Below are 26,813 nucleotides of genomic sequence, written 5' to 3'. Positions count from 1 at the left end.
GCCGGGCGCACCGAGCCCGCGAATCAGGCCGTCGCGCCGGCCGTCTTCGTCTGGTGGATTTCGATGAGGCTCGGGCCGTTGCGCGAACCCGCCCGCTCCAGCGCCGCCGGCAGATCGCGCACGTCCGCGAGCCGTTCGGAGGGCACGCCATAGGCGGTGCCGATGGCGATGAAGTCGGGGGCGGAGGGTTTGACCCCTTCCGGCGTGATGCCGGCATCGACCATGTAGTTCTCGATCTCCTGGTAACCGTCATTGTTCCAGACGAGGAAGATCACGCGGGCATCGGCATCGACGGCCGAGCCGATTTCCGACAGCGAGAATTGCAGGCCGCCATCGCCGACGAGGCAGATGATCGGCGCATCGGGCTCGGCAAGGGCAGCACCGATCGCCGCCGGCGGGGCGAAACCGAGCGCGCCATACCCCGTCGCCGCATTGAACCAGCTGCGCGCGCGCGGCGCATCGCAATAGTAGTTGCCGGCATAGACGGCCTGGGTGGAATCCCCGACGATGATCGCCTTCGGCAGCGCGCGCCAGACCGCGTCGATGACGCCCACCTCCACCTGCATCTTCGGCGTCAGCTCCTTCCAGGCGTTCTTGCGCGCGGTTTCGGCGCGCGCCGCGCCGTTGCCGATCGGCTTGTGCCCTTCGAGGAAACCCAGCATCCCGGCCGCCGCCGTCTTGGCGCTGGAAAAGATCGACAGGCCCGATTGCGGCGTGCGGGCAAGCTGTGCGGCGTCGATATCGATGCGGATCAGCGTCTTCAGCTGCGGAAAACCGCCATCGACATTGATGTCGTAGTCGGTCGGGCCGAATTCCGTGCCGAAGGCGACGACGAGGTCGGCATCGGCAAGCAGCCGGCGCACGGCCTTGAGGCTTGGGCTCGCCGGCACGCAGAGCGCATTGCCGGCCAGCATGCCGCGGGCATTGACCGTGGTGACGACCGGGGCGCCGATGCGCTCCGCAAGCTCACGAATCTCTTCTTCCGCCGTCACCGCACCGCCGCCGGCGAGGATCACGGGCCGCGTCGCATTGGTGCAGAGGATCGCCGCGCGCTGCAGGGTTTCCGCATCGGCGCGCGGACGGGTCGCGACGGCACGCGGAAAACTGCCGGTCTCGATGGGCTTGGCCATCACGTCGGTCGGGATTTCGATATGCACCGGGCCGGGGCGGCCGGAGAGCAGCACGGCGAAGGCACGCTCGACGACGAGCGGCAGGTCGGCCGGGTTGAGCAGCGTGTGCGAGTAGAGCGCCAGCGTCTTCATCATGCCCTGCTGGTCCGGCAGCTCATGCAGGAGGCCGCGGCCATGGCCGAGCGAATCGCGCTTGTTGACGCCCGATATCACCAGCATCGGCACGGAATCCTGCCGCGCCTGCGCCATCGCCGTGATGGTGTTGGTGAGGCCCGGACCGGTGATGACGAGGGCTACGCCGGATTTGCCGGAAACGCGGGCATAACCATCCGCCATGAAGCCGGCGCCCTGTTCGTGGCGCGGCGTGATGTGGCGGATCTTCGAGGCGGCGAGCCCGCGATAGAGCTCGACCGTGTGCACGCCCGGAATGCCGAACACGACGTCGACGCCATTGGCCTCCAGCAGGTCGACGAGAACTTCGCCTACGGTTTTGGTGGTCATGCGCGGCGCTCCTTCGGGCTTGCGGATCGGGCGGCAAGCGCTGCAATGCGCCGGCAGGCCTCGTCGATATGGGCATCGGGTACGGTCAAACTGAGGCGGATATAGTCTTCCGCCTCGTCTCCGAAGGACGAACCCGGCATCACGGCGACCAGTTCCTCGCCGAGCAGCGCCCAGGCGAAGTCCTCGCCGCTCATGCCGGTTTCGGCGACGTCGACGACGATGAACATGCCGGCCTCCGGCGGCAGCGGCACGAGGCCGGGCGCACGCGAAAGGGCGGCGACGAAGCGGGCGGCGCGCGCCTTGTAGGTCTCGCGCATCGTGGCGGCGGTGGCGATCGGATTGTCGAGCGCATAGGCCGTCATGTCGGCGATGAAGGGCTGGCCGCCGAACAGCATGGTTTCGGACACCGACAGCAGCCGCGTGCAGAAATCCGCAGGCCCGATCGCCCAGCCGCTGCGAAAGCCCGGGGCGGCATGGGACTTCGAAATGGAGGAGACGACGATGGTGCGTTCGGCAAGGTCGGGATTGTCGAAGGGCGAGGCGAAGGTCGCGCCGAACACGAGCTGTTCGTAGACCTCGTCGCAGACGATCCACAGGTCGTGTTTGCGGCAGACGGCGCCGATCTCGGCGATCTCGTCGGCGGTGAGAACCGCGCCGGTCGGGTTGTGCGGCGTGTTGAGCAGCAGCACGCGGCATTCCGGCGTGATGGCGGCTTCGAGATCGGCGGCCTTCATGTGAAAGCCGTTTTCGGGCCGCAGCGGCACGGGGATCTGCGCTGCGCCAGTGGAGCGGATCACGCCCTCATAGGTCGCATAGAGCGGGTCGCCGACGAGCACGGCATCGCCCGCTTCGACAAGGCCGAGCATGACGGCGAAGAGGGCGGTCTGGGTGCCGGGGAAGCAGAGCACGTTTTCGGCGGTCACGTCGCTGCGGCGCTTGCGATACTTGCGCACCAGCGCATCGACGATGGAGGGCTCGCCGCGGCCGTTGGAGTACCGGTAGCGGCCGGCATGCATGGCCCGCACGGCCTCGGCCAGCAGCATCGGGTCCGGCGGCACGTCCGGCTCGCCGATGGTGAGCTCGATGATCGGCTTGCCCTCGGCCTTCATCCGCCGCGCTTCGGCATGGATGGCCCATTTTTCCGAGCCGAGATTCTGAAGCCGGTCTGTGATGGATGCATAGCGCATGGCCGTTCTCCGCATTTCAATTGATGTCGTTTAGGTTCAGGCGCTCGTCGCGTCGACCGGCCTCAGGCGTAGTCCCAGCAGCGTTTCGATCGAGTTGAGCGCGATCTCGACCAGCTCGCTCTCGCCGAAAAGCTCGCCGGCAAGGCAGCCTTCCAGCCACAGCCCGTCGAGCAGGCCGTTGATGGCGATGGCAAGCGTTCGGCAGCGCTCCGGCGAGGCATCCTTGCCGCGCTCGGCCAGGAAATCGGCAAGCAGGCTTTCCAGCGCGTTGCGAAAGCTCAGATAGCCTTCACGGTGGATGGCGGCGAGTTCGGGATCGACGCTGACCCGGCTGATGAACGAGGCCCAGAGCGAGAGGCTGCGGCTGTTGGCGACCGGCTCCGTCAGGTTGATGACGATGAAGTCGCGCAGCCGCGTTTCCGCATCGCCCGTCACCCGCTCGGCCTTTTCGGTGAGACGGCCGATGACGATGCGATAGGCCTCCTGAAGGATATGCTCCTTCGACTGGAAATAGTGCCGGATGAGGCCCGCCGTCACGCCCGCCTTGATGGCGATCTGCCGGACCGTCGCGCCCTCCAGGCCGTATTCGGCAATGCAGTCGAGCGTCGCCTCGATCAGGTCGTGGCGGCGTTCAGCCTCGGGGGCGCGATGAAAGGTCCGGCGGGCCATCGGCTCTCCTCTAGTTTTTACGCAGTTCCGGACGCAAAACCGCGCACACTTTTGCTGGAACTGCTTTAGGCCGCCCGGCGCAGCACCGGCCGCGTCAGGCAGGTCGGGCCGCCTTCGCAGGCGATGCACAGCGCATCCGCCTCGAAGGTCTCGACGGTGCAGCCGGCCGCTTCCATCGCCGCCTTGGTGGCCGGGAAGCCTTCCACCATGATGACTTCGTAAGGCCGGGTCGGCAGCACGTTGAGCGACAGGCCGTTGCTGGCATGGAACTCGTCGGCCGGCGCCTCGATGAGCCGGATGCCGCGCTTCTTGAGCAACTGGTAGAAGGCCGCCGGCAGCAGCGGCGCGAAGACGAGCGCGAGGTCTTCCGCAAGCGGGCTCATCACGCTCATCAGGTGCAGGCAGGCCTCCTCGCCATGCCAGAGCGGCAGATCGTAGGCGAGCACCGAAATGCCGTGCGGCGCGAGGATGGCGGAAATCTGGTCGATGCCTTCCTGGTTGGTGCGCACGCCGCGGCCGATGATCAGCGTCTTGGCGTCGAGCCAGATGCAATCGCCGCCTTCGACCGTGCCTTCACCCTGGATGCGGCCGAGGATCGGGATCTGGCGCTCGGCATAGGCCTTTTCGTGCAGGGCGGTTTCGGCGACGCGCAGCGGCTTGCCCATGCGAAGCAGGATCGCGCCATGGTCGGACATCAGCGACGGGTCGTGGGTGAACATGGCGTCGGCCAGCCCGTCGCCCTCGTCCTCCAGCCACATGATCTCGGTGCCGGATTTTTCGACTAGCTCGGCGAAGGCCTTGTACTGGTGCACGGCACGCGCGCCGTCGAAGGTCGGGCCGTAGTGCCACTTGGCGGCATCGGCCCCCTTCAGGCTCTCGCCGGGGCGGCGCATCAGAACGCGCATCAGGGGGGCCGACATTTCCTGCGAACCGTAGGCGGTCATTCACTGCTCCTCATGGAAATTTGATCATGGGCGGGCGCTGCCAGAAAAGTCAGCGTTTGACCTATTATACGCTTGAATAATTTCTTAACAAGTGCCACGATGCTTTCCACAAGACGCCACGACGGGCCGAAGATGCCCGCGGGAACGCTGAAAAACAGGGGAAGTTTGGCATGATCCATGCATCGATTTTCCGTGCGCTGGAGACCTCTCCACGATGACGGAACGCGCCGAGGCTATCGCGGTCAGGGACCTGCACAAGCGCTTCGGGCCGCTTGAAGTTCTCAAGGGCGTATCACTCACCGCGCATGAGGGCGATGTCATCGCCATCATCGGCGGTTCGGGTTCCGGCAAGTCCACGTTTCTCCGCTGTATCAACATGCTGGAGCTGCCGAGCGCCGGATCGGTGACGATCCATGGCGAGACGATCGCCATGAAGAAGGATGGCCACGGCGGCATGACGCCATCCGACCGCAAGCAGGTGCAGCGCCTGCGCTCCCGCCTCGGCATGGTGTTCCAGAGCTTCAATCTCTGGCAGCACATGACCATCCTCGAAAACGTCATCGAAGCGCCCGTGCATGTGCTGGGCGTCAAGAAGGACGAGGCGATCTCCCGCGCCGAGGCGCTGCTGCGCCGCGTCGGGCTCTACGAGAAGCGCGACGCCTATCCCGCCTTCCTCTCCGGCGGCCAGCAGCAGCGCGCGGCCATCGCCCGCGCGCTCGCCATCCAGCCCCATGTCATGCTCTTCGACGAACCGACCTCCGCGCTCGATCCCGAACTGGTGGGCGAAGTGCTCTCCGTCATCGGCGACCTCGCCAAGGAGAAGCGCACGATGATCCTCGTCACGCACGAGATGAAGTTCGCGCGCAATGTCGCGAGCCACGTCGTCTTCCTGGCCAACGGGGTCATCGAGGAACAAGGCCCGCCGGACGCACTGTTCGGATCGCCGAAATCGGAGCGGCTGAAGAAATTCATCAGCTCCATCCACTGAGAACCAAAAAAACCAACAGAGGGAAAATCATGAAGAGTGCCTTGAAGACAATCGCCCTTGCCGCCGCGATCGGCCTCGCGGCCATTTCGGGCGCGGCTGCCCAGCAGGTCCGCGTCGGTTTTGCCGCCGAGCCCTATCCGCCCTTCACCTCGCCGGATGCCTCCGGCAACTGGCAGGGCTGGGAAGTGGACTTCATGAAGGCGATCTGCGCCGAAGCGAAGCTCGACTGCGTCATCACGCCGGTCTCCTGGGATGGCATCATCCCGGCGCTGACCACCAACAAGATCGACATGATCATCGGCTCCATGTCGGTCACGGCGGAGCGCCAGCAGACGATCGACTTCTCCGACAAATACTACAACTCGCTTCCCGGCGTCATCGGGCCGAAGGACGCCAAGTTCGAGCCGACGCCGGAAGGCCTCGCCGGCAAGACGCTCGGCGTACAGATAGCGACCATCCACCAGGTCTATGCCAACAAGTACTTTGCGCCGGCCGGTGTGACGATCAAGGAATACCAGACGCAGGACGAGGCCAACAACGACCTCGCCTCCGGCCGCATCGACGCGGTGCAGGCCGACTCCGTCGCAATGCTGGAGTTCCTCAAGAGCGAGCAGGGTGCCGCCTGCTGTGACATGAAAGGCATGGTCAAGGACGATCCGGAAGTCCTCGGGCTTGGCGTCGGCGTCGGCCTGCGCAAGGGTGAGACGGAACTGAAGGACAAGATCAACGCCGCCATCAAGACGATCCGCGCCAACGGCACCTACGACACCTTCTCGAAGAAGTATTTCGACTTCGACATCTACGGCGGCTGAGGCTGCCTACCTCTCCTTGAGGGGGAGGTCGCCGCAAAGCGGCGGGTGGGGGCGACCCCATCCGCACCGGCGTAGCTTCCGGAGAGGCCGCGTCACCCCACCCCCTCGAGGGGAGGGTGGGGAGGCCGCAGCAATGCGATTCCTCTGAAGGAATGAAGGAAACCTAATGGCCGATGCCGGATCGCTGATCAACTGGAGCCTGCTTGCGCTTGAGCCGCCCGGCTGGGGCGGGGTGTTGTTGGCGGGGTTGTGGAATTCCATCCAGATTGCCGTCGGCGGTTATGCGCTCGGCCTGATCCTCGGCACGGGCGGCGCCATGGGCAAGCTCTATGGTGGCCCGGTCACCAAGGATCTGCTCGAGGTCTACACCACACTGGTGCGGGCGGTGCCGGAGCTCGTGCTGATCCTCATCCTCTATTATGCCGGCACGGACGTGCTGAACCAACTCTCGGCGCTCGTCGGCTTCGGCCCCGTCGATATCAGCGGGCTTGCGGCCGGCATCTTCGTCATCGGCGTCGTGCAGGGCGCCTATTCCACCGAGGTTCTGCGCGGCGCGATCAAGGCGGTGCCGGCGGGGCAGATGGAGGCGGCACGCGCCTACGGCATGTCGCCGTTCCAGGTCATGCGCCGCATCACGCTGCCGGCCATGCTGCCGCACGCCATTCCCGGCCTCTCCAATCTCTGGCTGATCGCCACCAAGGACACGGCGCTTCTCGCCGTCGTCGGCTTCAGCGAACTGACATTGGTTACCCGCCAGGCGGCCGGCAGCACCAAGGCCTACCTGCTGTTCTTCTGCGCGGCCGGCGTGCTCTACCTGATGATCACGCTGGTCTCCAACGTGCTGATCGGCTTCATCGAGCGCCATTACCGGCGCGGCATGGCGAGGACCGCCTGATGAGCGATCCGACCGTTACCGCCCTCGCGCTGACCGAACTGCCGACGAAGGCGAGCATGTTCAAACCGCATCGCATCGTGCTGATGGCGATCGCCGCGATCCTCGTCTTCTGCATCGTCTGGTTCATGCGCTGGGACTGGGTGCCGAAATATTCCGGCCGCCTCGCCCATGGCGCCGGTGTGACGCTCTTGATGCTGTTTTCGACCGCGATGCTCGGCTTCATTCTCGCCGTGCCGATCGGCCTGGTGCAGGTGACGGGGCCGTGGCCGCTCAAGGCGCTGGCGCGGGTCTTCTGCACGGTCATCCGCGGCACGCCGCTGCTGTTGCAGCTCTGGCTGCTCTATTACGGTCTGGGCTCGCTCTTCCCGCAGTTTCCGGAAATCCGCAATTCCTTCCTCTGGCCCTATCTGCGCGAAGCCTGGCCTTACGGCGTGGCGGCGCTGACCCTCTCCTTTGCCGCCTATGAGGGCGAGGTGATGCGCGGCGCTTTCGCCGGCGTGCCGCCGGGCGAGCTCGAGGCCGCGCGTGCCTATGGCATGAGCCCCTTCACCGTCTTCCGCCGCATCTGGCTGCCGCGCGCCGTGCACCGTGCCCTGCCGACGCTGAACGGCGAGACCGTGCTGCAGCTGAAGGCGACGCCGCTGGTGGCGACGATCACCGTCATCGACCTCTATGCCGTCATCTCCAAGGTGCGGCAGGAGACCTACATTACCTATGAGCCGCTGCTGCTGCTGGCGCTCATCTATCTCTGCCTGACCGCCATCCTGGTGGCCGCCTTCCGCTATTTCGAGAGCAAAATTCCCACACGTGGTGCCTGAAATGACGATCCATACGACGCTCAAAAATTCCATGCCCGAAATGGTGGCGATCCGCCGCGACCTGCACGAGCACCCGGAACTGGGCCTTGAAGAGGTGCGCACCTCCGATGTCATCGCGCGCCATCTGGAAAGCTACGGCTACAAGGTCACGCGCGGCCTCGCCAAGACCGGCCTGGTCGCGACACTGGTGAACGGCACCAGCCGCAAGTCGATCGGCATTCGCGCCGATATCGACGCCCTGCCGATCTTCGAGGAGACCGGTCTTCCCTATGCCAGCAAGACGCCGGGCAAGATGCATGCCTGCGGCCATGACGGGCACACGACCATGCTGCTCGGTGCGGCAAAGGCGATCGCCGAACGGCGCAATTTCGACGGCACCGTGCACCTGATCTTCCAGCCGGCGGAGGAAAATTTCGGCGGCGCCAAGATCATGGTGGAGGAGGGGCTTTTCGACAAATTCCCCTGCGACGCCGTCTTCGCGCTGCACAACGAGCCGGGCCTGCCCTTCGGCCAGTTCGGGCTGCGTGACGGCCCGATCATGGCGGCGGTCGACGAGGCACGCATCACGGTGAACGGCGTCGGCGGCCACGGCGCGGAGCCGCAGGAGACGCTGGACCCGATCGTCTGCGGCGCCTCCATCGTCATGGCGCTCCAGACCATCGTCTCGCGCAACATCCACCCGCTCGATCCGACGGTGGTGACGGTCGGCTCCTTCCATTCGGGCTCTGCCAGCAACATCATCCCGAGCCGCGCCGAAATCGTCGTCGGTATCCGCTCCTTCGATCCCGCGGTGCGCGACGAGCTGGAGCGCCGCATCTGCCTCATCGCCTCGCGCCAGGCCGAAAGCTACGGCATGACGGCGACGGTGGATTACCAGCGCTTCTACGACGCGACGGTCAACCATACGGCCGAGACGGACCTGGTGCGCGAACTCGCCATCCGCTTTGCCGGCGCCGACAAGGTCGTCGACCTTGCCCGCCCCTTCATGGGCAGCGAGGATTTCGCCTATATGCTGAAGGAACGGCCGGGCACCTATTTCTTCCTCGGCGGCAAGGGTGGCGAGAACGACAAGTCGCTCCACCACCCCGGTTACAATTTCAACGACGATCTCCTGCCGGTCGGCGCGGCCTTCTGGACGGAGCTTGCCGAACACTACCTCCGGGCCGGCTGAGCGACACAATCCGGCCACAATTGAGGCCCGCCGGGGCGGGTCTTTCTGCCGATTTTTGCGGCGTCACACATTCGTGAAACCCTTGAAATCGCGCTGCGGATTTTTAGCGCCACAATCGTTAAAAGCGCACCGTCTCGCTGCACCTTTGCCGCGCAGGCGCTGTAGCCGCGCGAAGCACCTTAAAATTCCCCATTTGAAATCAGTGTATTGCCAGAGCTCCAATTTGATAAAAAAACCGTCCATCCGGACGGTTTGTTCATTTTCTGGCGCCTCCGGTTGTGCTCCGCAAGCACGGTTTTCATCGTTCAATAAACGTTGACGCCTGTTTCCAATTTGAGACCCTTCCATCCTTCAATTTGAGGGACCATCTTTATTTCACGAGAGCGACATAACGCTCCCGGAAGACTGATGGGAGATGACGATGTCGAAGCGTGCCGACGGAAAGGCGCTCCCCACCGACCCCGCCACCAGCGCGCGTTGTCACGCGGCCGCGGTGAAATTCGCCCGTCAGTTTTGAAGCAGAGACATATCAAAAGCTTATAGGAAAAGGACACCACAATGACCAAGACCCTTAACAAGACCTTTGCCGCCGCTCTCGTCGCCGCCTCCGTTTTCGGCGGCACCGCAGCCTTCGCCGGTGGTGACGGCGACTACTATTCGGGTGTCTCCCGCGAGCCGACCCAAAGCCAGAAGATCGACCGTTTCACCACGCAGAGCATTCGCAACGGCGATGCAGTGACGAGCACCCGGACCACTGAAAATATCGGCCCGGCCAACGGCGACTACTACCGCGGCGTCGATCGCAACGACCGCTGACCCGGCTTTTATTCCGATATTCCTCTCAAGACTGAATCAGGACCACGACAATGACCAAGACCCTTAACCTCGCCTTCGCCACCACGCTGGTGGCTGCCACGCTCTTCGGCGGTTCCGCCGCGCTGGCCGATGGTGCCGCCACGCTGGCCGGCGGTAGCTACTACGAAGGTATCTGGCCCAGCGCCAAACAGGACCGGATGATTGCGGAAAAGCGCCAACGCAACCCGCATGCCTATACGACGCAAGATGTTCGAACGAAGCGTATCGGCCCGGCCGATGGCGATTATTATCCTGGCCTCGACAGCTCCACGCTGGCCGATCGCTGAGCGACGAAGATCTTTCGCCATTCCCGTCTCGAAGCTCCCGGTGACCCGCCGGGGGCTTCGTTCGTTTCGGCGTGGCCCGTCGGCGGCGGCCGAAATGCCGCACGCGGGCGATTGTCGCGGTGCGGCAACGTGGGCGAGGCCGGCGAATTGACCTTTGCCTGTTTTAGGCCGCATTCTTTCGTGCAGCCGCAGCGTGCAGTCACCTGCGGCAGCCTCATGAAAGGACGCGGTCCATGTTCGAATCGCTGGACGCAACGCTGCTCGCCCGATTCCAGTTCGCCTTCACGGTGTCGTTCCACATCGTCTTCCCGGCCTTCTCGATCGGCCTTGCGAGCTATCTCGCCGTGCTGGAAGGGCTGTGGCTCTGGACGAAGGACGAGGTCTATTTCGCCCTGTTCAATTTCTGGAAGACGATCTTCGCGCTCGCCTTCGGCATGGGCGTCGTCTCCGGTATCGTCATGTCCTACCAGTTCGGCACGAACTGGAGCGTCTTCTCCGACAAGGCCGGGCCGGTCATCGGACCGCTGATGGGCTACGAGGTGCTGACGGCCTTCTTCCTGGAGGCGGGCTTCCTCGGCGTCATGCTGTTCGGCCTCAACCGCGTCGGTCCGAAGCTGCATTTCTTCGCGACCCTCATGGTCGCCGTCGGCACGCTGATCTCCGCCACCTGGATTCTCGCCGCCAATTCCTGGATGCAGACACCGGCCGGCTTTGCGGTCAACGATGTCGGCCAGTTCGTGCCCACCGACTGGTGGGCGGTGATCTTCAATCCGTCCTTCCCCTACCGGCTGGTGCACATGGTGCTCGCCGCCTATCTCACGACCGCTTTCGTCGTCGGTGGCGTCGGCGCCTACCATCTCTTGCGTGGCGATGCCCCGAAGCGCGCGAAAAAGATGTTTTCCATGGCCATGTGGATGGCGGCGATCGTCGCGCCCATCCAGATCTTTGCCGGCGACATGCACGGTCTCAACACGCTGGAACACCAGCCGGTCAAGGTGATGGCGATGGAGGGGCACTACCAGAGCCATCCGGACGGCGCACCGCTCATCCTGTTCGGCATTCCGAACTCGGCCGAACAGCGCGTCGACTACGCGATCGAGATCCCGAAGCTTTCGAGCCTCATCCTGAAACATGAGCTGAACGCCCCGCTCGCCGGCCTCGATTCCGTGCCGAAGGAGCTGCACCCGCCGGTCGGCATCGTCTTCTGGGCGTTCCGAATCATGGTCGGTATCGGCTTCGCCATGCTAAGCATCGGGCTCTGGTCGCTGTGGTGTCGGTGGCGGGGCTCGCTCGGCGAGAACCGCTGGCTGCACCGCGCCGCCGTCCTGATGGGTCCTGCCGGCTTCGTCGCCGTGCTCGCCGGCTGGGTGACGACGGAGGTCGGCCGCCAGCCCTATACGGTCTACGGCCACCTGCTGACGGCGAATTCCGTGGCACCCATCGATGCGCCCGCCGTCGCGACCTCGCTCATCGCCTTCATCGTCGTCTATTTCCTCGTCTTCGGCGCCGGCACCTTCTACATCCTGCGCCTGATGGGTCGCCTGCCGCGCGATCCGATGCCCGATCTTCAGGACGGCCCGCTCCGCACCGCCGGCATCACGCCCGCAGCTGCCATCGCCACCAAACCCGGGAGCCACCACCATGGCGCTTGACCTTCCCTTCATCTGGGCGGCCATCATCGCCTTTGCGGTGCTCGCCTACGTCATCCTCGACGGCTTCGATCTCGGCGTCGGCATCCTCTTTCCCTTCTTCAAGGAAAAACACGACCGCGACGTGATGATGAACTCCGTCGCCCCCGTCTGGGACGGCAACGAGACATGGCTGGTACTCGGCGGTGGCGGGCTGATGGCGGTCTTCCCGCTCGCCTATGCGACGATCCTTCCGGCGCTCTACATGCCGCTCGTGCTGATGCTGCTCGGCCTCATCTTCCGCGGCGTCGCCTTCGAATATCGCTGGCGCACCAAGCGCGGCGAGTTCCTCTGGGACATCGCCTTTGCCGGCGGCTCGATGGTCGCGGCCTTCTCGCAAGGCGTGGCGCTGGGCGCGCTGGTGCAGGGCATTCCGGTAGCAAACCGCGCCTATACCGGCGGCTGGTGGGACTGGCTGACGCCGTTCTCCATCGCGACCGGCTTCGCACTCCTCGTCGGCTATGCACTGCTCGGCGCCACCTGGCTGGTGATGAAGACGAGCGGCCCGCTTGCCGAACGCGCGCGGCGTTACGCGCTGAGGGCAGGCATCGGCATGCTTCTGGCCATGGGCATCGTCAGCCTGTGGACGCCCTTCCTCGAGCCGCTCTATTTCGAACGCTGGTTCGGCTGGCCGACCGTCATCTTCAGCCTGCTGGTGCCGCTGCTCGTGCTTGGCTGCTTCGCGCTGCTGATCCATGGCCTGCGCACCGAGCATGATTCCCGGCCGTTCCTTGCGGCGCTCGGCCTCTTCGTGCTCGGTTTCGCCGGCATCGGCATCAGCTTCTATCCCTATATCGTGCCGACCTCGCTGACGATCTGGGAGGCCGCCGCCCCGCATGAAAGCCTCGCCTTCCTGCTCGTCGGTGCGGTCGTGCTGGTGCCGATGATCCTCGGCTACACCGCCTATGCCTACTGGGTCTTCCGCGGCAAGGTCGATCCGGAGGAGGGCTATCACTGATGACGGAGAATTCCACCGCGCGAAAACTTCTGTGGTTCTTCGGGCTCTGGGCGGGCGGCGTGCTGGCGGTGACGATCCTCGGCTTCGCCATCAAGCTCGTCATCGGCACGTAACCTTACGTAACGTTAAATTAGCCAGCTTCGCGCCAGCTTACATGCCTAGGTTCCGCCTCGGCCAGCATGCAGGTCCGCAAGTGGAAGACAGGACCGCACCCTCCTTTCGCTTAACCCCCGGACCTGCATGTGGCCTAGTGTCTCGCGACAGAGAGATGCCTTTCCCCCCAAACATTCCTCTGCTATCCGGTTGCCCATGAAGGAGACCGGCATGGTGAAGACTGCGGCAGACTGCACGACGATGACGGACATCCGGGAAAACATCGACCGGGTCGACCAGGCGCTGATGGCGCTCTTCGCCGAACGCTGGAGCTTCATCAACCGCGCGGCCGAGATCAAGGTCGGCCTCGGCATCCCCGCCGACGTGCCGGAGCGCGTGAAAGAAGTGCGCGACAACGCGCAACGCAATGCGACGGACCACGGCCTCGACGGCGATTTCTACGAAGGAATCTGGGCTGAGCTCATCCAGCACGCCATCGAGCACGAAAAGAAGCTGCTCGGCGAAGCCTGAATCTTACAGCTGATTTCGCTTGCCGAGATGATCTTCCCAATCGAGCGCCGTGCGCACGATGAAGGCGAGGTTATCATGCTCGGGCTTCCAGTCGAGTTCCTTCATCGCGACCGACGGATTGGCGACGATGAGCACCGCATCGCCCGGCCGGCGGGCGGCAAAACGCACCGGGAACTCCACGCCGGACACCGCCTTCACCTGCTCCAGCACCTCCAGCACGGAAAAGCCGCGACCATAGCCGCAGTTCGCGACGATCGAGCCGCCGCCGGCCCGCATGCGCTGCAAGGCCTTGAGATGCGCATTGGCAAGGTCGGTGACATGAATATAGTCGCGCACGCAGGTGCCGTCCGGTGTGGGATAATCCGTGCCGTAGACGTCCATACCGTTGCGCTTGCCGAGTGCGGCTTCGCTGGCGACCTTGATGAGATGCGTGGCGCCCGCCGTCGACTGGCCGGTGCGCCCGCGTGGATCGGCACCGGCGACGTTGAAATAGCGCAGCGCCGTATAGGTGAAGTCATGCGCGGCGGCGGTATCGCGCAGCATGATCTCGGTCATCAGCTTCGAGGAGCCATAGGGCGATTCCGGCCGAAGGGCCGCACTTTCCAGCACCGGCTCGGTGCCATCGGGCGTGCCGTAGACGGCGGCGGTGGAGGAGAACACGAAATGCGGCACCTTCGCCGCGACGGCGGCCGCGATCAGCGCGCGTGACTTGACGGTGTTGTTCTCGTAATAGGAGAGGGGATCGGCGACCGATTCCGGCACGATGATCGACCCGGCGAAATGGATGATCGCATCGATGCGGTTTTCCGCAAAGATCGTCGCCAGCACGGCCGGATCGGCGATGTCGCCCTCGTAGAACCGCGCCTCGGGCGCCACGGCCCAACGGAAGCCGGTGGAAAGCCGGTCGAGCACGACGACCTCTTCCCCGGCATCGACGAGCGCCCAGACCATGTGGCTGCCGATATATCCCGCGCCACCCGTAACCAGAACCGCCATGCCAACCTCCGAATCGTCCGAATGGCAGGCATATCACCCCGCACACCGGCCGGACGCAACCCCGCGCACGCCCCTCGCTTCAAAGGATAGACGAAATGTCCGACCGTTTCATCGTGCTCTCCGGCTGCTCCGGCGGCGGAAAATCCACCCTGCTCGAAGCGCTCCGCCAGCGCGGCCATGCCGTTGTCGAGGAGCCCGGCCGCCGCATCGTGCAGCAGGAGTTTGCGACCGGCGGCAGCGCCTTGCCCTGGCAGGACCTCGCGGCCTTCGCCCGCCGCGCGATCGACATGGCGCTCGCTGACAGAGAGGCGATGCAGGACCACCCCGGCCTCGTCTTCTTCGACCGCGGCCTGATCGATGCCGCATCCGCGCTTGAGGCACATAGCGGCGAGCCGGTGCTGGCCACGCTCGCCGCTGAACATCGCTACAACCGGCTGGTTTTCCTCACGCCGCCCTGGCCGGAAATCTATGCGGGCGACCCGGAACGCCGGCACGGCTTCGACGCGGCGGTGGCGGAATACGAGCGCCTGAAAAACGTCTATCCCGCGCTCGGATACGAGGCGATCATCCTGCCCAAGGTAACGGTGGCGGAGCGCGCTGATGTCGTGCTCCGCCACCTGTCCTGACGGTCAGCGCGCCGCGATATAGCGGGCAAGGCGATCCGCGGCTTCCGCCACGTCCTTCGGATCGCGCAGGAAGCAGGCCCGCATGAAGAGCTCGCCACCCGGGCCGAAGGCCGTTCCCGGTGCCAGGCCCACATTGGTCCGATCGACGATGTCGAGCGCCGTGAGCCGCGAATCCGTGACGCCGTCGATCTTCAGGAACGCATAGAGCGCCCCATCCGGCTTCAGCGTCTCCACCCGGTTGGTGGCGATCAGCGCATCGCAGAAGACGTCGCGGTTCTTCGCCGCCTTGTCGACATTCGCCTGCACGAAGGCGTCGCCCTCGTCGAGCGCCACGATCGCGCCCTGTTGCAGGAACTGCGGCACGCCGGAGGTGGAATATTGAATGAGGTTTTCCAGAACCTGGCCGATTTCCGGCGGCGCGACGATCCAGCCGACGCGCCAGCCGGTCATCGACCAGTTCTTCGAGAAGGAATTGACGAAGACGACGCGGTCGCCCTGTTCCATCACGTCGAGGAAGGACGGCGCCCGCCCGCCCGCATAGTGATAAAGCGCATAGATCTCGTCGGCCATGATCCAGAGATCATGCCGCCGGGCGATCGTCAGCAGGTTTGCGAGGTCCTCGCGTGTCGCCGTCCAGCCGGTCGGATTGGAAGGCGTGTTGACGAAGAGCACGCGCGTCTTCGGCGTGATTGCCGCCTCCACGCGGTCGAGATCCACCTGCCAGCGCCCGCCGGCAAAATCGAGCGTCACGGCGATGGGATTGGCGCCGGAAAGCTCTGCCGCCGCCGCGAAATTCGGCCAGGCCGGCGTCAGGTAGACCACATCGTCGCCCGGCGAAACGAGCGCTTCGATGGCAAGCTTGATCGCCTGCATGCCGGAGCCGACGACATAGAAATGCTCCGCCGGCAGCGCCGCGCCGAAGCGACGGGCATAGTAGCGCGAAAGCGCCGAGCGCAATTCCGGAATGCCCCGCTGCCAGGTATAAAACGTCTCGCCGCGCAGCAGCGCATCGGAGGCGGCGCGGGAAATGAATTCCGGCGTCGGCAGATCCCCTTCGCCGACCCACAGCGGGATCAGCCCCTCGCGCTCGCGCGCATAATTCACCACCTCGACGATCCCGCTTTCCGGCGCGCGCAGCGATCGGGGGCTGAGGCTTTCGATAAGGGTCATGCAAATCACTCCGGCAGGATCTCGCCACGCATGGGCGGACAAGCTCTAGCCGGTTTCGCGCCTCTGTTCACGCCAGTTTATCTGACGCTCCCATTGAATTCATTGATGGAAGCGTGCAGGCTTGAAGTGCGGCATCGGGCGATACCGCCGGCTTTCCCGACCATCGGCCGAAAGCCAGCGCGAGAAAAGGCGCGACACAAGATCAAGCCCTTCCCATTCCGCCCGCTCCAGCGGATCGACAAGCGTCTTCCCGCGTTTATCGTTCCGCATGGCGGCGATATCGAATGCCATCATCCATTCCGGGCTCATGGTCTTCTCCTTGCGAACGTGTTCCGTGTTGCAGGAGAGATAGGCGGGCGCGGGATGGGATCGTAGACGCAGGCGTGAAACGGCCGTTTCACCGGCGTTCGATACGCAAGGCGGGACTTTCCGCTATAGTCTTGCAAGGCACGTGGAGACGAATGTGAGCGAAGTCGATTGGGACGATCTGAAGCTTTTCTATCATGTGGCCGCGGAGGGCGGCCTTGCCGGCGCCTCCATGCTCACCGGTATCAGCCCGCCGACGATCGGCCGGCGCATGCTGGCGCTCGAGCGCACCATGGGCCGCACCCTGTTCATCCGCAGCCAGCAGGGCTACCGGCTGGCGCCCGACGGCCAGTTCCTGATGGAACACGTGCAGACGCTGCGCAAGACCGTCGCAGACATTACCCAATGGCACGGCGATGCCTTCACCTTGCCGATCGTCTCCATTGCCGGCGATATCTGGCTCTCCGGCTTCGTCGCGGAAAATACCGCAGCGCTCCGCCACGCGGGTGACGCTTTCCGTCTCTGCTGCAAACGCTGGCTGCCGGAGGACGACCTGACCTTCCGCCGCGGCACCGTCGCGCTTTTCGCCGCCGCGCCGAAGAGCGGCAATTTCGCGGTACGCCGCACCGTCGATGTCGCCTATTGCGCCTACCGCGCGGTCGCGTCCAGCACCAGTGACGATCTACCCTGGATCTCCATCGGCACGGAGGTCGCCCTGTCGGCGGTGGAAAAATGGGTTTTCCGCCACCGCGAGGGCCAGATCCACACCTGGACCAACGCCCCGGAACTCCTGCCGAAGCTGATCGCCGGCGGTGCCGGCCGCGGCGTGCTGCCCGCCTATCTCGGCGACAGCCTGCCCGCCCTGATGCGTGAGGGCGACCTGATCGAGGACCTCACCCACCCCATCTGGCTCGCCGTCAACGACGACGACCGCCAACGCCCCGAAGTCCGCATCACCCTCGACCGTCTGGCGGCGCTGCTGAAAAGCAACGAAGCGCTGTTTTCCGGAAACCAGCCCAGGTTCCCCGCCGCGCGTGCCCTTCCGCGAGCTGCGGAGTAGGTACGAAAGCCGGGTTAGTGCGTCGTCGGCACGTCGTCCTCTTCCAGGAACGACCGTATGCCGTCCCGCGCCACGGTGGCGAGGAATTCATCGAAGGCTTCACGATCCGTGGCGAATGGTTCGTCCCATTCAAACAGGTCCTCGTTCTGCGTGACGACCTCGAGCTTCCAGTCGTTCTGCGTGCCGGCCGGCCGGTAGATATCGACGAGCACGGTGATGTCCTCCTCGGTATATTCCCCGGAGAGTTCGGAATGTTCCAGTTTCGGTTGTTTGGCCACGGCAGGATATCCTCGAAGAGCGCGCCTTCCGACCAGGCACACCCGGTGCCCTCATCGGAGAATGCGACATGACAGGACGGCCAGCGTGATCTCGCGGCAGCAACGTGACGTCAATCGGTTGCCCGACCCCGATCTAAAACTATCGGCAGTCGCGTCCAAGACGGTTGTGGCAGACCAAGGACTGTTCGTCCACCCTCGCACGATGAGGGCGTCAAGCCGCCCACAATCTGGATGGCGGCCCGGATGGCGGCCGAGGCCTGCTTCAAGAAGGTTTCCCGATGGCACGGGTGATCTTCCGAAACGTCAGGGAAATCCGTCTGTCCCGAGCCACTTTCACACCGTCCACCACATCCGACTTTCGAGCGGGAATTTCATGTGTCCAGTCATAACGGCCCGCCCCCTTCAGCACTATGCCGGAGCGTGGTTGGAGCAGCACAGCAAGCGACCTGGACGTAGACCGTTCCCGAAAAACCATCTCGCACTGGGACAAGAGGCTTATAGAAACGATCGTATCATCGAAACACGGCACGCAATCGATGTGGGCGCTTATGCCTTGGCCCGGAAAATATTCATTCGCGATAACCTGGTCCGGCAAGTCGAGGAAATATCCGCTTGCGACCAATCGTTCCGCGAGCTTTTCAAGCCATTCCGGCAACTTGCCCAGATAGGCGTCCGCCGTAACGGTTCGCGCCGTATAGTCATAGAGATAGCCGAAATGCTGCACGCGACGCTTGAGGGTATTGCTCCATTCACCGGCGTCGAGCCGCGCTTTAACGGCGTTCTCTTCCTCGGTGGAAAGGAAGTCGGCAAAGTATATGACCCCCGGCGGAAGGCGCGTTATTGAGCGAATAGGCGCCGTTTCCCGCGCCGGCCGCTCCATGAATTTTGAGCACATGTCGAAAACATTCCGATTGCGGAATCAGGCGAGGACAGCGATTCGAGATCCAGTTTAAAGCTGCGACGACGTCGTTGCCAGCTGCACTGGGGCCAAGCCTGCTGCCTCCGGCTTGCCAGATTGGTTCCTTCGCGAACGTATTCGTTCAAGCGGCAGTTCAACCAAAATGACGACCCCATAAGATATGGCGAGCGTGATGACGGTACAGGCAATCGTCCGCAACGTGCCTTGGTAGATGTCTTGATGAGTTCCGGCAAAAGCGTTGTATGCCAAGAGGATCGGCCAATGGAAAAGATAGACCGGGAACGAGAAGGAACCGAGGAAACTATCGAATTTCGAGCTTCTTGATCGTTCGAACAGGCCGGGTAACACGCAAAAGACGAAGCCATAGAAAGCAAGATAGATTAATTCGACATTTATGTGGAGCGCCATTGCCGCAAGAACGGCGGGGTGAACCGATAAAACGCCGAGTAAGGCAATCGGAAAGATCCGTCGCAGCCCGCGAGATCCCAGGGCGCCGATTATAAAGTTGCGGCATCGATAGGAAACCATTCCCCCGAGGAACAGGGCTATCTCGAAAGGGAAGAAGCGGTTGGTCCAGGGATCGTAGTCGAGTCCGTTCGACCAGGCGAGGCAACGCAATGAAAATGCCGCGGCCATGATAACCAGGAGCCAAACCGTCGAAAGCCGCGCAAGAAACGGTGCGAGAAGATAGAAAGACAACTCCAACGATATCGACCATGCCGGGGGGAGGAGAAGTAATGTTTCTGCGGCGTTGCCGACACCCGCTGACGTGTAGTGCAAGGACGACGTATCGAATTGCTCAAAAACAAACACGTCCTGCCCCAGGATAAAGATGTGGGAGAGCGCTATTCTTATCCAGTCGAAGGGGGTGAGCGCCGGCAGCGCGGCGCGGATGTCATAAAAAAATCCGGATGAATACGGGAGAAGACACGCCGAAACCATCATGGCGAATAGTAATGCGAGAAAATATGTTGGATAGATACGCAGTGCGCGATTTGAATAAAATAGAAACATATCGCTTCGAGGGTTGTACTTCTCCGCAAGCACCAGCTGCATGAGAAATCCCGACAGCATGAAAAACCCCTGAACGGCACCACGACCGGTCGCCATGTCATAACCAAGAATGCCGCCGCCGTGAGCGCATATAACGGATAACGCCAATACGGTTCGGAGAGCACCCATTCCCATGACTTGGCCTTTCGTCAACAATTGACCGCGTCGACCGGCATCGCAGACGCGTCTGCGTCGCGCTCCCTCGCGGCCTATCCCGACACCATTCCCGCAAAGCGGACAGCAGTCGAGCTAGGAAGCCGATCATGCCGATAGCAATTCGAGGTAGCTGATTAGCCGGGAGCGTTAGACTGTCGATAGCCCCACCGTTCATCCTGATAATCGGAAAGCCGTGGACCTATAACGGCTTCAGCACCAACTGGGACAAATTCAAAAAGGCACTTGAAAAAGACGGTTCGATACAGCCGGGACGAACGCTGAAGAGCCTTCGTCACACCGTCGCAACGATCCTGGCTGAAATGGGAAAAGACAGCGGCACGGTTCAGCTCGTGCTTGGCCATGCCACCGAGCGATGGCGAAGCACTGCTCCCGCGCGCTGACATAACCCGGAAGGCAACCGCCGTAGTGGCCGACCTCAAGGCCGAACTGAACAATTGAAAGGTGTCAAACCCGGCGCGTAAATGCGACACCGACGCCGTTCTAGAAACGATGCGGACATGGAAACGATAGTGATAACAACGGCTTAATGGTGCCCGGAGGCGGATTTGAACCACCGACACGCGGATTTTCAATCCTCATGTCTGGAAATCAAAGTAGGTTGACAAGCCCCCGTATGTCAACGACCCTAGTTGATGAAACCCTTGGTAAACAAGGACATTGTCAACACTGAAGAGCTTAAATGAAGCTTTTTCTAATATGAAAATCCCTGCCACACATACTCTTGTCAACCAATTTTAAAACGGTAGAGAGACGGTAGAGAACGGTAGGGATTTGGAGCGGGGTAAGGTAGGGCATGCCAACAGAGAAACTGACTATCGAGGACCACCACGTCCGACAGATGGCCTACAAGGCCGAGAAGGAGGGCTTCGGGAAGGACATCACGATCTTTGCCGATCAGAAGGAGACTGGACTGCGTCTACAGATGCAGGGGAAGACGGCGGCGTGGGTCGTCCGCTTTCGTGATAGCTCCGTAACCATCGGCTACGTATACCCCGAAAACGACCGTCGGCTGACGGCTCTCTCGAAAGTGAGAGAACTCGCTAGGGCTGTCAGGTCGATGCTCGGCGACGGAAAGACGGTCGACCAGGTGAAGGCGTTCCTGTCCGTTTATTACGGCAACAGCAAGGGTAAGGGCGACGTCCGCAAGGCGGCCGCCGAACTCATCGAGAGAGAGGAGACCGCACGCAAGGCTGCCGAGGAAGAGGCCTCGCGTCCTACGACATGGACTCTGCGAGAATGTATCGAGCAGACGATTCACGACAAAACAAAGCCCGAATGCCGGGAGAAGGATCGGATCACGGCAAATACGGTCAAGGACTACCGCCTGACCTTTAACCGCCCTGCATACGCTCATCTAATGAACAAGCCTGCGGTGCTTGTAACTCGTGGTGATATCGAAGACGTCCGCGATGAAATCTTGGCCACCGTCGGCAAGTCCCCAGCGGGGGCTATTAAGGCTGTGACCTATTTCCGGGCGGTCATGACGTGGTGCGGGCGAAACCACTACAAGAACAGCGGTATCGCCGGCGATCGGTGGTGGGACCTAATCAACGCGTCTTACGAGATCAATCCAAGAGACAGACAGCCGGAAGTCGTTGCTATCGTGAAAACCCTCCTGCTGGCCGAGGAATACCTCGATAGGCCACTGCCGGGACGCGCTCAGGTGACGCCCAGCGTGGGATACGCAGCCCTAGCCGGTCTGTGGTGGATCGTCCTGACATGCCAACGAGCCAACGCGGGATTGTCGCTGTTGGCGCACGACGTCGTTGACGACAAGGAAGAGGGCTGGAAGCTTGCGGCTTGGGCAAAGGACGTCATGAAAGCAGGCAAGTCGCACGCACTCCCGATCCCGAGCGATGCCTGGGCCATGGTGGATCGGTTGAGGGCCAAGGCAAAGCATGCGGCGGCGGGCCATGAGTGGGCGTTCCCGAGCGAAACGAAGGGCGGCGAAGTCCACGTTACGGCTTCGGGCGTCTATCGCATTCTGTATCGCCTAGCGGCTCGCGACGAGCCGACGCCGAACAAGAAGCATATCCCCAAGGTCTACGCGGGGGGCGAGAAGGTAAGGAAGAAGAGGGAAGAGGCACCACGTCCCATCCGCCCGCGCGGCGAGAGGCGGAACCTGCTGGAAGAGGCTGGCATTCCTTGGTGGAGCTTGCACGACTGCCGTCGTGCGTTGACGTCGCTCCTCAACGAGGCCGGACTGCCGGGTGGGGCGTCGGTGATCCTGGCGCACGAGCTCGATGAGAAAGAAGCCCTCGCAGTCACCGCTACCGACAAGCAGCGCGCCGACTTTTTGAAGCATCGTCAGGCGAAGGTCACCGCGATGGCATACGGAGGAGCGCAGCACCTCGGACTCAAGAAAGAGGGCATGAAGCTTTGGTGCGATACGATCCTCAACGAATATGCCCGCCAGAAAGGCATCGAGGTCAATGAGGCACAAGCGGCCTAATCGTATTGTGCCCGCGTCCCTGAGGCGTAAGAACCGCAGGGCGCGCACAGACGATTCCCTTTCCACGAGACTTGAACGGCGTGTGGCAGCACATGCAGCTGCGTGTCTTCGCGGCGTCGCTGACCTGGACGCGCGGCGACCTCGCCTGTGACAGCCTTTTCCGCCGTGTCTCGACGGCTGACATAGTTCGGCCGAGGCGTCGGGCAATGTCCTCTACGCTGATCCGGGCGGCCATCAACGCCCGGAGCTGGTCATCGTCGGCCACCGTCCAATAACCTTGCCGTCAGCGGTGACCGGTGCAAACCGGGACCTGTCTCCGGGCTGCCTGCGGAGCCTCAGCTTGCTCGCCCGGCTCTGCACTGCAGACGGCGTGCGGTCGATCTGCTCGGAGATGCTGTCGATCGAAAGACCCCGCTCCCAGAGTTCGATCAGCCTTGCGTTCGTTTCGCTATCCCATCTCATTGATGTCTCTCCCCTCAGAGTTACTGACATCAATGTTGTGCTCGGGCTTCAGCCGGCGGAAGCTAATCGCCGGCAGAGCTGCCCTTTTCGGGTTCTAGAAAAAAACGTACATCAGCGACGAACTGGTCCTTGTCGTCGGCTGCCTGGTAGGCCTGCACGGCGACGAGGATGTTACGTAACGGAAACAGGCGGTCATGCTCCCGGCAGACCGAGAGGAAGTAGGCGGCCGCCTCGGCGATCTCATCGGTCATCGGGAAGCTCCATCGTTGCGGTCAGCTCGACGAAGGTCCTCGGTGTGAAGGCGACGTCGGGGACATCCACGCCGACATCGCGGCTAAGACCATAGGACGGTAGGCGGCCATGGGAATGACCGTAGAAGTGGACAGCGCGGTGGTGTTGGCTCGGCCACGTCCTTGCGGCGTAGTGCGAAAGGTAGACATCGCGGCCGCCGTCGCGTGTGCGTAGCGCGTGTTCCGGTCTTGCCGCCCAGTCCAGCGAAGCCAGTGTCGGGTGAAGGCGACCCTGCTTGTCGATGTCATGGTTTCCGATGACGAGATGCTTCCGGCCTCGGAGACGAGCGAAAATCTCCCGCACCCGCTCGGCGTTCCGGCTCAGCGAGAAGAACACATCACCGAGGTGATAGACAATGTCCTCGTCGCCCACGACCGAATTCCAAGCTTCTACGAGATACTCGTCGTGTTCCTCGATCGTCGAGAACGGGCGAGGCTGCATCTGAAGCAAGCGCTCATGGCACCAATGGGTGTCAGAAATGTAGAACTTTCGAACGAACATCTCACCCTCCTCAGACCGCAAGCGACAGCTGCACCGGTGCATTCGCCCGGATTGCTTCATTCACGACGTCACCGTCGATCCGACCGCGCAAAATTAGGACTTCGACGAGTTCTTCGACGGCACTGCGATTGCGCTCGAGGATGTCCCGCGCACGGTTGGCCTGCACTTGCAGGGCCTCGTCGACGCGTCGTCGGAGGCCGGGATCGAACTGCCGGTCGGCTGCCAACGCCGCCGGATCGCGATTGCCGTCGGATACCAGGGTGTCGCCCATGCCCAGCGATACCAACGCGAACGTGGCAACGTTCGTGGCCTCGCTGAGGTCCGCTACGACACCGTCGCCATGAGCGCCGAAAAGCATCCCCTCGGCCGCCATCCCGCCGAGCGCGTGCGCAACTCGGTCGGCATACCATTCATAATCCCGAAGGCCCGTGCGCGCCTCGACAGCCGCGTAGCCCGCGACGGCGTCTTTTACGGTTGGATCGCGATCCTTGTAGATCGCGACCTCACGGATGCTTGCACCGAGGACGGCCGCTACAACAGCATGCCCGATTTCGTGGACAGCGATGTTTCGGATTTCATCCGAAGTGCGCTTCACGCGTTTCGGAAACGCGCGGCAGACGTGGGCGTGCTTGAGCGCAGTGCCGTCACGACGAGCCAGACGGCGGGCATCGCGGGCCAGACGTTCGAGGTCAGCTCCGGACATGCCCTCGGTGTGCCGGCTGAACGCTTTGAGGCCGAAGCCAGTGTCCTTGTCGACGCCGAGGTGCTGCGCGAGAATTGCCAGGCGTGCCTCGCAGTCGGGAAGGCCGATCACAACGTGCCGATCGAGCCGGCCGGCACGACGGAGCGCAGGATCAACTATGTCCGGATTGTTCGTCGCGCCGACGACGATGACGCCCGTACGATCGAACGAACCGTCGAGCAATTCGAGGACGCCGTTGACGACGCCGCGCATATAATCCGAGCTATCATTAGCGCGGTCGCGATCGACGAATCCATCGATTTCGTCGATGAGCAACACCGACGGCGCGAACCGCTTCGCTTCCTCGAATGCGGCGCGCATAGCCTTCAGCATGTCGCCCTGGTGACCCGCCGACTGCCATTGCGAGTAAGAGCCTGCCACGAAATGGCAGTCAGCACTCACTGCCAGTGCTCTTGCAAACGTCGTCTTCCCGCACCCGGGAGGACCACTGAGGAGGATGCCGCCGTCAAGGTCTTCCCAAGCGATGGTTTCGGCAAGGTAATCGTGGACGTCACGGACAACTTCAAGACCCCACGCCTTCGCCTCACCGTAGCCGTGCAGGTCTTCCAGGCGCGTCCCTACCGGAACCCGCTTCTTAGCGATCGGAGCCCTCCTTTCCGCTTTGAGATTCTCGGCGACCTTCACCGCTTCCTCGGCTTCGAGCGCAAGGAGGTGCAGCTCATAGCTCTCGGAAATCGGACGCGGCGATAGAAGCGCGAGGCGGCGGTGACGCCACGGCATCGCGACCAAGAGCTGGGCGTCGTCGGCCGAGATGCCGTGGCCCATCTCCTTCGCGGCCTGGACGACGAGTTCGGGGTCGAGGTCGATCTCGATGACGCCGTCGGCCAGGCGGACCGACGGATGACCAAGGTCTTCGTGTCTGGCCTCGGTGATATAGAGCATGCAGCGCGGACCGGTATGACCGCCGAAAATGCCGTCAGACGTGAGCAGAGCGACATCATACGCAGCGGGCGGCTTTTCACCGTCAACAGCTTCTTCGATGTCGCTGACGTGTTGGATTGCCTGGATATACGCGAGTGCCGGCCGCAGCCATTTCTCTGCTTCCGTCGTCTCGTCGGGGACGGTGACGATATACGTTCCCGACGCCCCTTGTCCGAGGGTGGTGATGACGTTGATGAAATGGAGGCGGGCGATGGCGGATTCAAACGAGGGCCGGGAATCGAAGCGCGACATGGGTAGCTCCTGCAAATAGATGATAGCGTCGCCCTGCCGGTCGGCGGGCGTGTGGGGCTATCGGGCTATTCGCAGTGCAGACGTCATCGCTTGAACTCCTTAATCTTCCGCAACCATGCCGCGTGCGTTTCCGGTTGTCAACGGGGGCTTTCTCCGGGCCGGGACGAAGTGTCGACGTCCGGTTAACGCAGTGCGATCGTCGGAATAGATATACGACGACGCGAGGGTGTCCGCCGTCGGCTCCTCGAAATACTTGAAATCGTCCCCGGCACCTTTTGCGATCACAGCCAGTAGTTCGTCAGCAAGGTGCGTCCACGAATTGACGCCACCGGCCTTCACAGACATCCAGAATCGTTTGCGCTCGAAGGCCGGCTGATATGGGTGCTTGCCTAGCTCAGTAACCACTGCGGTAATCTTTCCCCCCAATGCCGCATCCGCCTCGGCGAGATAGGGATAGCGCGTGCCGAATTCGGCGACGAGCTTGTCCGAACAGACACGGAGATCGTCACGGTCAAACCCGAAGAACGGCCACCGGTCGTAGATGTCGCCCAGTTTGTATGCTTCCCGCATTGCCTCTTCGCAGGCCATGAAGCGGAGTTTCATCGGCAACGCGCTAGGGTTCGGAGGTATATTGAATTCGAGCTTTCTCGTGATCGCCGGATTCGCTGCGTCGTTTCCATTTGTCCGCGGCGGTGTCGTCAGCTTGGTCTTCTTCACGGCCTTCTTGGGCCATTGACGGCTCCTGAAGTCGAAGGAGGACACCATCGTATACTTGTTGACGGCATCCACCGCGAGGATGAGGCCGTTCAGAATCGACCTATCGGACGGTGCCATGTAGCACTGGAGGTGGTGGATATCGCAACGGCTCACAGCCTGGAACCGGACCCATACCGGTCTCATGTCACCCGCCTCCTCGATGAGAACGAGATGATCAGCGATGGCCTTGTTGATAGCCGAGGCCTCCTCCGTACTGACTTCTTTTTCGACGGTCAGCAGGATTGCCTGATGTGCCACGGAGAAAAGTTCGTCGTAGCGTTCTTGGGAAATCTCTGTCGTCAT

The 26,813-nt window shown here is 62.7% G+C and carries 30 protein-coding genes; 14 read left to right on the top strand and 16 right to left on the bottom strand.

The features are described 5' to 3' along the window. Window positions 1–23 precede the first annotated feature (23 nt). The 5 genes from VGN93_RS04655 to VGN93_RS04635 form a co-directional block, all read right to left on the bottom strand. On the bottom strand, window positions 24–1,631 hold the full coding sequence (locus VGN93_RS04655) for a 5-guanidino-2-oxopentanoate decarboxylase (protein ID WP_327506538.1): 1,608 nt from the start codon (window positions 1,629–1,631) through the stop codon (window positions 24–26). Further along, on the bottom strand, window positions 1,628–2,818 hold the full coding sequence (locus VGN93_RS04650) for a pyridoxal phosphate-dependent aminotransferase (RefSeq protein WP_327506537.1): 1,191 nt from the start codon (window positions 2,816–2,818) through the stop codon (window positions 1,628–1,630). Before VGN93_RS04650 ends, VGN93_RS04655 begins: the two co-directional genes overlap by 4 nt. Before the next feature lie 36 nt (window positions 2,819–2,854). Further along, the gene (locus VGN93_RS04645) at window positions 2,855–3,487 is read right to left on the bottom strand and encodes a TetR family transcriptional regulator C-terminal domain-containing protein (protein WP_327506536.1); all 633 of its coding nucleotides are present in this window, start codon (window positions 3,485–3,487) and stop codon (window positions 2,855–2,857) included. Window positions 3,488–3,552: 65 nt separating this feature from the next. Continuing rightward, the gene (locus tag VGN93_RS04640; protein WP_327506535.1) at window positions 3,553–4,431 is read right to left on the bottom strand and encodes a dimethylarginine dimethylaminohydrolase family protein; all 879 of its coding nucleotides are present in this window, start codon (window positions 4,429–4,431) and stop codon (window positions 3,553–3,555) included. Further along, complete coding sequence (locus VGN93_RS04635) at window positions 4,428–4,610, bottom strand: hypothetical protein (RefSeq protein WP_327506534.1); 183 nt, start codon at window positions 4,608–4,610, stop codon at window positions 4,428–4,430. The genes VGN93_RS04640 and VGN93_RS04635 overlap by 4 nt, the downstream gene beginning before the upstream one ends. Before the next feature lie 35 nt (window positions 4,611–4,645). Here VGN93_RS04635 and VGN93_RS04630 point away from each other — a divergent pair, with 35 nt between their 5' ends. The 5 genes from VGN93_RS04630 to VGN93_RS04610 all read left to right on the top strand — a co-directional run bounded on the left by VGN93_RS04630 (window position 4,646) and on the right by VGN93_RS04610 (window position 9,115). Further along, on the top strand, window positions 4,646–5,419 hold the full coding sequence (locus VGN93_RS04630; RefSeq protein WP_327506533.1) for an ABC transporter ATP-binding protein: 774 nt from the start codon (window positions 4,646–4,648) through the stop codon (window positions 5,417–5,419). A 29-nt stretch (window positions 5,420–5,448) separates the two neighbouring features. Next, entirely contained in the window at window positions 5,449–6,231 is a 783-nt protein-coding gene (locus tag VGN93_RS04625) for a transporter substrate-binding domain-containing protein (RefSeq protein ID WP_327506532.1), read from the top strand. A 166-nt stretch (window positions 6,232–6,397) separates the two neighbouring features. Continuing rightward, window positions 6,398–7,126 (top strand): ABC transporter permease, encoded by a 729-nt coding sequence (locus tag VGN93_RS04620; protein ID WP_319323841.1) that lies wholly within the window; start codon window positions 6,398–6,400, stop codon window positions 7,124–7,126. After that, on the top strand, window positions 7,126–7,944 hold the full coding sequence (locus VGN93_RS04615; protein WP_327506531.1) for an ABC transporter permease subunit: 819 nt from the start codon (window positions 7,126–7,128) through the stop codon (window positions 7,942–7,944). Before VGN93_RS04620 ends, VGN93_RS04615 begins: the two co-directional genes overlap by 1 nt. Before the next feature lies 1 nt (window position 7,945). Further along, window positions 7,946–9,115: a M20 aminoacylase family protein gene (locus tag VGN93_RS04610; RefSeq protein ID WP_327506530.1), complete on the top strand. Its 1,170-nt coding sequence runs from the start codon at window positions 7,946–7,948 to the stop codon at window positions 9,113–9,115. 63 nt (window positions 9,116–9,178) lie between these two features. On the opposite strand, the gene VGN93_RS04605 is transcribed toward VGN93_RS04610, so the two are convergent. Next, the gene (locus VGN93_RS04605) at window positions 9,179–9,424 is read right to left on the bottom strand and encodes a hypothetical protein (protein ID WP_327506529.1); all 246 of its coding nucleotides are present in this window, start codon (window positions 9,422–9,424) and stop codon (window positions 9,179–9,181) included. Between the two features lie 249 nt (window positions 9,425–9,673). Here VGN93_RS04605 and VGN93_RS04600 point away from each other — a divergent pair, with 249 nt between their 5' ends. From VGN93_RS04600 to VGN93_RS04580, 5 genes are all read left to right on the top strand, one after another. Next, window positions 9,674–9,931 (top strand): hypothetical protein, encoded by a 258-nt coding sequence (locus tag VGN93_RS04600; RefSeq protein ID WP_327506528.1) that lies wholly within the window; start codon window positions 9,674–9,676, stop codon window positions 9,929–9,931. 50 nt (window positions 9,932–9,981) lie between these two features. Next, on the top strand, window positions 9,982–10,257 hold the full coding sequence (locus tag VGN93_RS04595; protein ID WP_319323837.1) for a hypothetical protein: 276 nt from the start codon (window positions 9,982–9,984) through the stop codon (window positions 10,255–10,257). 233 nt (window positions 10,258–10,490) lie between these two features. After that, entirely contained in the window at window positions 10,491–11,909 is a 1,419-nt protein-coding gene (locus VGN93_RS04590; protein ID WP_327506527.1) for a cytochrome ubiquinol oxidase subunit I, read from the top strand. Then, window positions 11,899–12,903 (top strand): cytochrome d ubiquinol oxidase subunit II, encoded by a 1,005-nt coding sequence (cydB, locus tag VGN93_RS04585; RefSeq protein WP_327506526.1) that lies wholly within the window; start codon window positions 11,899–11,901, stop codon window positions 12,901–12,903. The genes VGN93_RS04590 and cydB overlap by 11 nt, the downstream gene beginning before the upstream one ends. Window positions 12,904–13,227: 324 nt before the next feature. After that, window positions 13,228–13,527: a chorismate mutase family protein gene (locus tag VGN93_RS04580; protein WP_327506525.1), complete on the top strand. Its 300-nt coding sequence runs from the start codon at window positions 13,228–13,230 to the stop codon at window positions 13,525–13,527. Between the two features lie 3 nt (window positions 13,528–13,530). Here VGN93_RS04580 and galE read toward each other — a convergent pair whose 3' ends face one another. Then, entirely contained in the window at window positions 13,531–14,523 is a 993-nt protein-coding gene (galE, locus tag VGN93_RS04575) for a UDP-glucose 4-epimerase GalE (protein ID WP_327506524.1), read from the bottom strand. Between the two features lie 95 nt (window positions 14,524–14,618). Here galE and VGN93_RS04570 point away from each other — a divergent pair, with 95 nt between their 5' ends. Next, entirely contained in the window at window positions 14,619–15,149 is a 531-nt protein-coding gene (locus VGN93_RS04570) for an AAA family ATPase (RefSeq protein WP_327506523.1), read from the top strand. A 3-nt stretch (window positions 15,150–15,152) separates the two neighbouring features. Here VGN93_RS04570 and VGN93_RS04565 read toward each other — a convergent pair whose 3' ends face one another. Both VGN93_RS04565 and VGN93_RS04560 read right to left on the bottom strand, forming a co-directional pair. Then, on the bottom strand, window positions 15,153–16,319 hold the full coding sequence (locus tag VGN93_RS04565) for a pyridoxal phosphate-dependent aminotransferase (RefSeq protein ID WP_327506522.1): 1,167 nt from the start codon (window positions 16,317–16,319) through the stop codon (window positions 15,153–15,155). 99 nt (window positions 16,320–16,418) lie between these two features. After that, on the bottom strand, window positions 16,419–16,628 hold the full coding sequence (locus tag VGN93_RS04560) for a hypothetical protein (RefSeq protein WP_327506521.1): 210 nt from the start codon (window positions 16,626–16,628) through the stop codon (window positions 16,419–16,421). 154 nt (window positions 16,629–16,782) lie between these two features. Between VGN93_RS04560 and VGN93_RS04555 the strand changes: the two genes are divergently transcribed. Continuing rightward, window positions 16,783–17,685: a LysR family transcriptional regulator gene (locus VGN93_RS04555; protein WP_327506520.1), complete on the top strand. Its 903-nt coding sequence runs from the start codon at window positions 16,783–16,785 to the stop codon at window positions 17,683–17,685. A 14-nt stretch (window positions 17,686–17,699) separates the two neighbouring features. On the opposite strand, the gene VGN93_RS04550 is transcribed toward VGN93_RS04555, so the two are convergent. From VGN93_RS04550 to VGN93_RS04540, 3 genes are all read right to left on the bottom strand, one after another. Further along, window positions 17,700–17,963: a hypothetical protein gene (locus VGN93_RS04550; protein WP_319323828.1), complete on the bottom strand. Its 264-nt coding sequence runs from the start codon at window positions 17,961–17,963 to the stop codon at window positions 17,700–17,702. Window positions 17,964–18,225: 262 nt separating this feature from the next. After that, window positions 18,226–18,858 carry an alpha-ketoglutarate-dependent dioxygenase AlkB gene (locus VGN93_RS04545; RefSeq protein ID WP_327506519.1) on the bottom strand — a complete coding sequence of 211 codons (633 nt, stop codon included), beginning with the start codon at window positions 18,856–18,858 and terminating at the stop codon, window positions 18,226–18,228. 54 nt (window positions 18,859–18,912) lie between these two features. After that, window positions 18,913–20,070, bottom strand: coding sequence for an acyltransferase (locus tag VGN93_RS04540; protein ID WP_327506518.1), 1,158 nt, complete (start codon window positions 20,068–20,070; stop codon window positions 18,913–18,915). 173 nt (window positions 20,071–20,243) lie between these two features. Between VGN93_RS04540 and VGN93_RS04535 the strand changes: the two genes are divergently transcribed. Beyond that, a complete protein-coding gene (locus tag VGN93_RS04535) occupies window positions 20,244–20,492 on the top strand; it encodes a tyrosine-type recombinase/integrase (protein ID WP_327506840.1) in 249 nt (82 codons plus the stop codon). A gap of 413 nt (window positions 20,493–20,905) precedes the next feature. Then, complete coding sequence (locus VGN93_RS04530) at window positions 20,906–22,564, top strand: hypothetical protein (RefSeq protein WP_327506517.1); 1,659 nt, start codon at window positions 20,906–20,908, stop codon at window positions 22,562–22,564. A gap of 524 nt (window positions 22,565–23,088) precedes the next feature. Here VGN93_RS04530 and VGN93_RS04525 read toward each other — a convergent pair. The 4 genes from VGN93_RS04525 to VGN93_RS04510 all read right to left on the bottom strand — a co-directional run bounded on the left by VGN93_RS04525 (window position 23,089) and on the right by VGN93_RS04510 (window position 26,813). Beyond that, window positions 23,089–23,277, bottom strand: coding sequence for a hypothetical protein (locus VGN93_RS04525; RefSeq protein ID WP_327506516.1), 189 nt, complete (start codon window positions 23,275–23,277; stop codon window positions 23,089–23,091). After that, window positions 23,267–23,818, bottom strand: a complete 552-nt coding sequence (locus VGN93_RS04520) for a metallophosphoesterase family protein (protein WP_327506515.1) — start codon at window positions 23,816–23,818, stop codon at window positions 23,267–23,269. The genes VGN93_RS04525 and VGN93_RS04520 overlap by 11 nt, the downstream gene beginning before the upstream one ends. Window positions 23,819–23,828: 10 nt before the next feature. Beyond that, window positions 23,829–25,754, bottom strand: coding sequence for an AAA family ATPase (locus VGN93_RS04515; RefSeq protein ID WP_327506514.1), 1,926 nt, complete (start codon window positions 25,752–25,754; stop codon window positions 23,829–23,831). 99 nt (window positions 25,755–25,853) lie between these two features. Next, complete coding sequence (locus VGN93_RS04510) at window positions 25,854–26,813, bottom strand: hypothetical protein (RefSeq protein WP_327506513.1); 960 nt, start codon at window positions 26,811–26,813, stop codon at window positions 25,854–25,856.

It is taken from the genome of Shinella sp. (assembly GCF_035998705.1).
Lineage (GTDB): Bacteria > Pseudomonadota > Alphaproteobacteria > Rhizobiales > Rhizobiaceae > Shinella.
This window is presented reverse-complemented; position numbering and strand designations above follow the sequence as displayed.

What these genes read in the sequence shown, in the direction of transcription:
- VGN93_RS04655 (WP_327506538.1), bottom strand. Translation starts at nt 1,631, where the DNA reads ATGACCACCAAAACCGTAGGCGAAGTTCTCGTCGACCTGCTGGAGGCC.
- VGN93_RS04560 (WP_327506521.1), bottom strand. Translation starts at nt 16,628, where the DNA reads ATGAGCCCGGAATGGATGATGGCATTCGATATCGCCGCCATGCGGAAC.
- cydB (WP_327506526.1), top strand. Translation starts at nt 11,899, where the DNA reads ATGGCGCTTGACCTTCCCTTCATCTGGGCGGCCATCATCGCCTTTGCG.
- VGN93_RS04510 (WP_327506513.1), bottom strand. Translation starts at nt 26,813, where the DNA reads ATGACGACAGAGATTTCCCAAGAACGCTACGACGAACTTTTCTCCGTG.
- VGN93_RS04625 (WP_327506532.1), top strand. Translation starts at nt 5,449, where the DNA reads ATGAAGAGTGCCTTGAAGACAATCGCCCTTGCCGCCGCGATCGGCCTC.
- VGN93_RS04635 (WP_327506534.1), bottom strand. Translation starts at nt 4,610, where the DNA reads ATGGATCATGCCAAACTTCCCCTGTTTTTCAGCGTTCCCGCGGGCATC.
- VGN93_RS04600 (WP_327506528.1), top strand. Translation starts at nt 9,674, where the DNA reads ATGACCAAGACCCTTAACAAGACCTTTGCCGCCGCTCTCGTCGCCGCC.
- VGN93_RS04610 (WP_327506530.1), top strand. Translation starts at nt 7,946, where the DNA reads ATGACGATCCATACGACGCTCAAAAATTCCATGCCCGAAATGGTGGCG.
- VGN93_RS04540 (WP_327506518.1), bottom strand. Translation starts at nt 20,070, where the DNA reads ATGGGAATGGGTGCTCTCCGAACCGTATTGGCGTTATCCGTTATATGC.
- VGN93_RS04580 (WP_327506525.1), top strand. Translation starts at nt 13,228, where the DNA reads ATGGTGAAGACTGCGGCAGACTGCACGACGATGACGGACATCCGGGAA.
- VGN93_RS04650 (WP_327506537.1), bottom strand. Translation starts at nt 2,818, where the DNA reads ATGCGCTATGCATCCATCACAGACCGGCTTCAGAATCTCGGCTCGGAA.
- VGN93_RS04565 (WP_327506522.1), bottom strand. Translation starts at nt 16,319, where the DNA reads ATGACCCTTATCGAAAGCCTCAGCCCCCGATCGCTGCGCGCGCCGGAA.
- VGN93_RS04545 (WP_327506519.1), bottom strand. Translation starts at nt 18,858, where the DNA reads ATGTGCTCAAAATTCATGGAGCGGCCGGCGCGGGAAACGGCGCCTATT.
- VGN93_RS04620 (WP_319323841.1), top strand. Translation starts at nt 6,398, where the DNA reads ATGGCCGATGCCGGATCGCTGATCAACTGGAGCCTGCTTGCGCTTGAG.
- galE (WP_327506524.1), bottom strand. Translation starts at nt 14,523, where the DNA reads ATGGCGGTTCTGGTTACGGGTGGCGCGGGATATATCGGCAGCCACATG.
- VGN93_RS04520 (WP_327506515.1), bottom strand. Translation starts at nt 23,818, where the DNA reads ATGTTCGTTCGAAAGTTCTACATTTCTGACACCCATTGGTGCCATGAG.
- VGN93_RS04590 (WP_327506527.1), top strand. Translation starts at nt 10,491, where the DNA reads ATGTTCGAATCGCTGGACGCAACGCTGCTCGCCCGATTCCAGTTCGCC.
- VGN93_RS04645 (WP_327506536.1), bottom strand. Translation starts at nt 3,487, where the DNA reads ATGGCCCGCCGGACCTTTCATCGCGCCCCCGAGGCTGAACGCCGCCAC.
- VGN93_RS04530 (WP_327506517.1), top strand. Translation starts at nt 20,906, where the DNA reads ATGCCAACAGAGAAACTGACTATCGAGGACCACCACGTCCGACAGATG.
- VGN93_RS04515 (WP_327506514.1), bottom strand. Translation starts at nt 25,754, where the DNA reads ATGTCGCGCTTCGATTCCCGGCCCTCGTTTGAATCCGCCATCGCCCGC.
- VGN93_RS04570 (WP_327506523.1), top strand. Translation starts at nt 14,619, where the DNA reads ATGTCCGACCGTTTCATCGTGCTCTCCGGCTGCTCCGGCGGCGGAAAA.
- VGN93_RS04595 (WP_319323837.1), top strand. Translation starts at nt 9,982, where the DNA reads ATGACCAAGACCCTTAACCTCGCCTTCGCCACCACGCTGGTGGCTGCC.
- VGN93_RS04640 (WP_327506535.1), bottom strand. Translation starts at nt 4,431, where the DNA reads ATGACCGCCTACGGTTCGCAGGAAATGTCGGCCCCCCTGATGCGCGTT.
- VGN93_RS04525 (WP_327506516.1), bottom strand. Translation starts at nt 23,277, where the DNA reads ATGACCGATGAGATCGCCGAGGCGGCCGCCTACTTCCTCTCGGTCTGC.
- VGN93_RS04630 (WP_327506533.1), top strand. Translation starts at nt 4,646, where the DNA reads ATGACGGAACGCGCCGAGGCTATCGCGGTCAGGGACCTGCACAAGCGC.
- VGN93_RS04615 (WP_327506531.1), top strand. Translation starts at nt 7,126, where the DNA reads ATGAGCGATCCGACCGTTACCGCCCTCGCGCTGACCGAACTGCCGACG.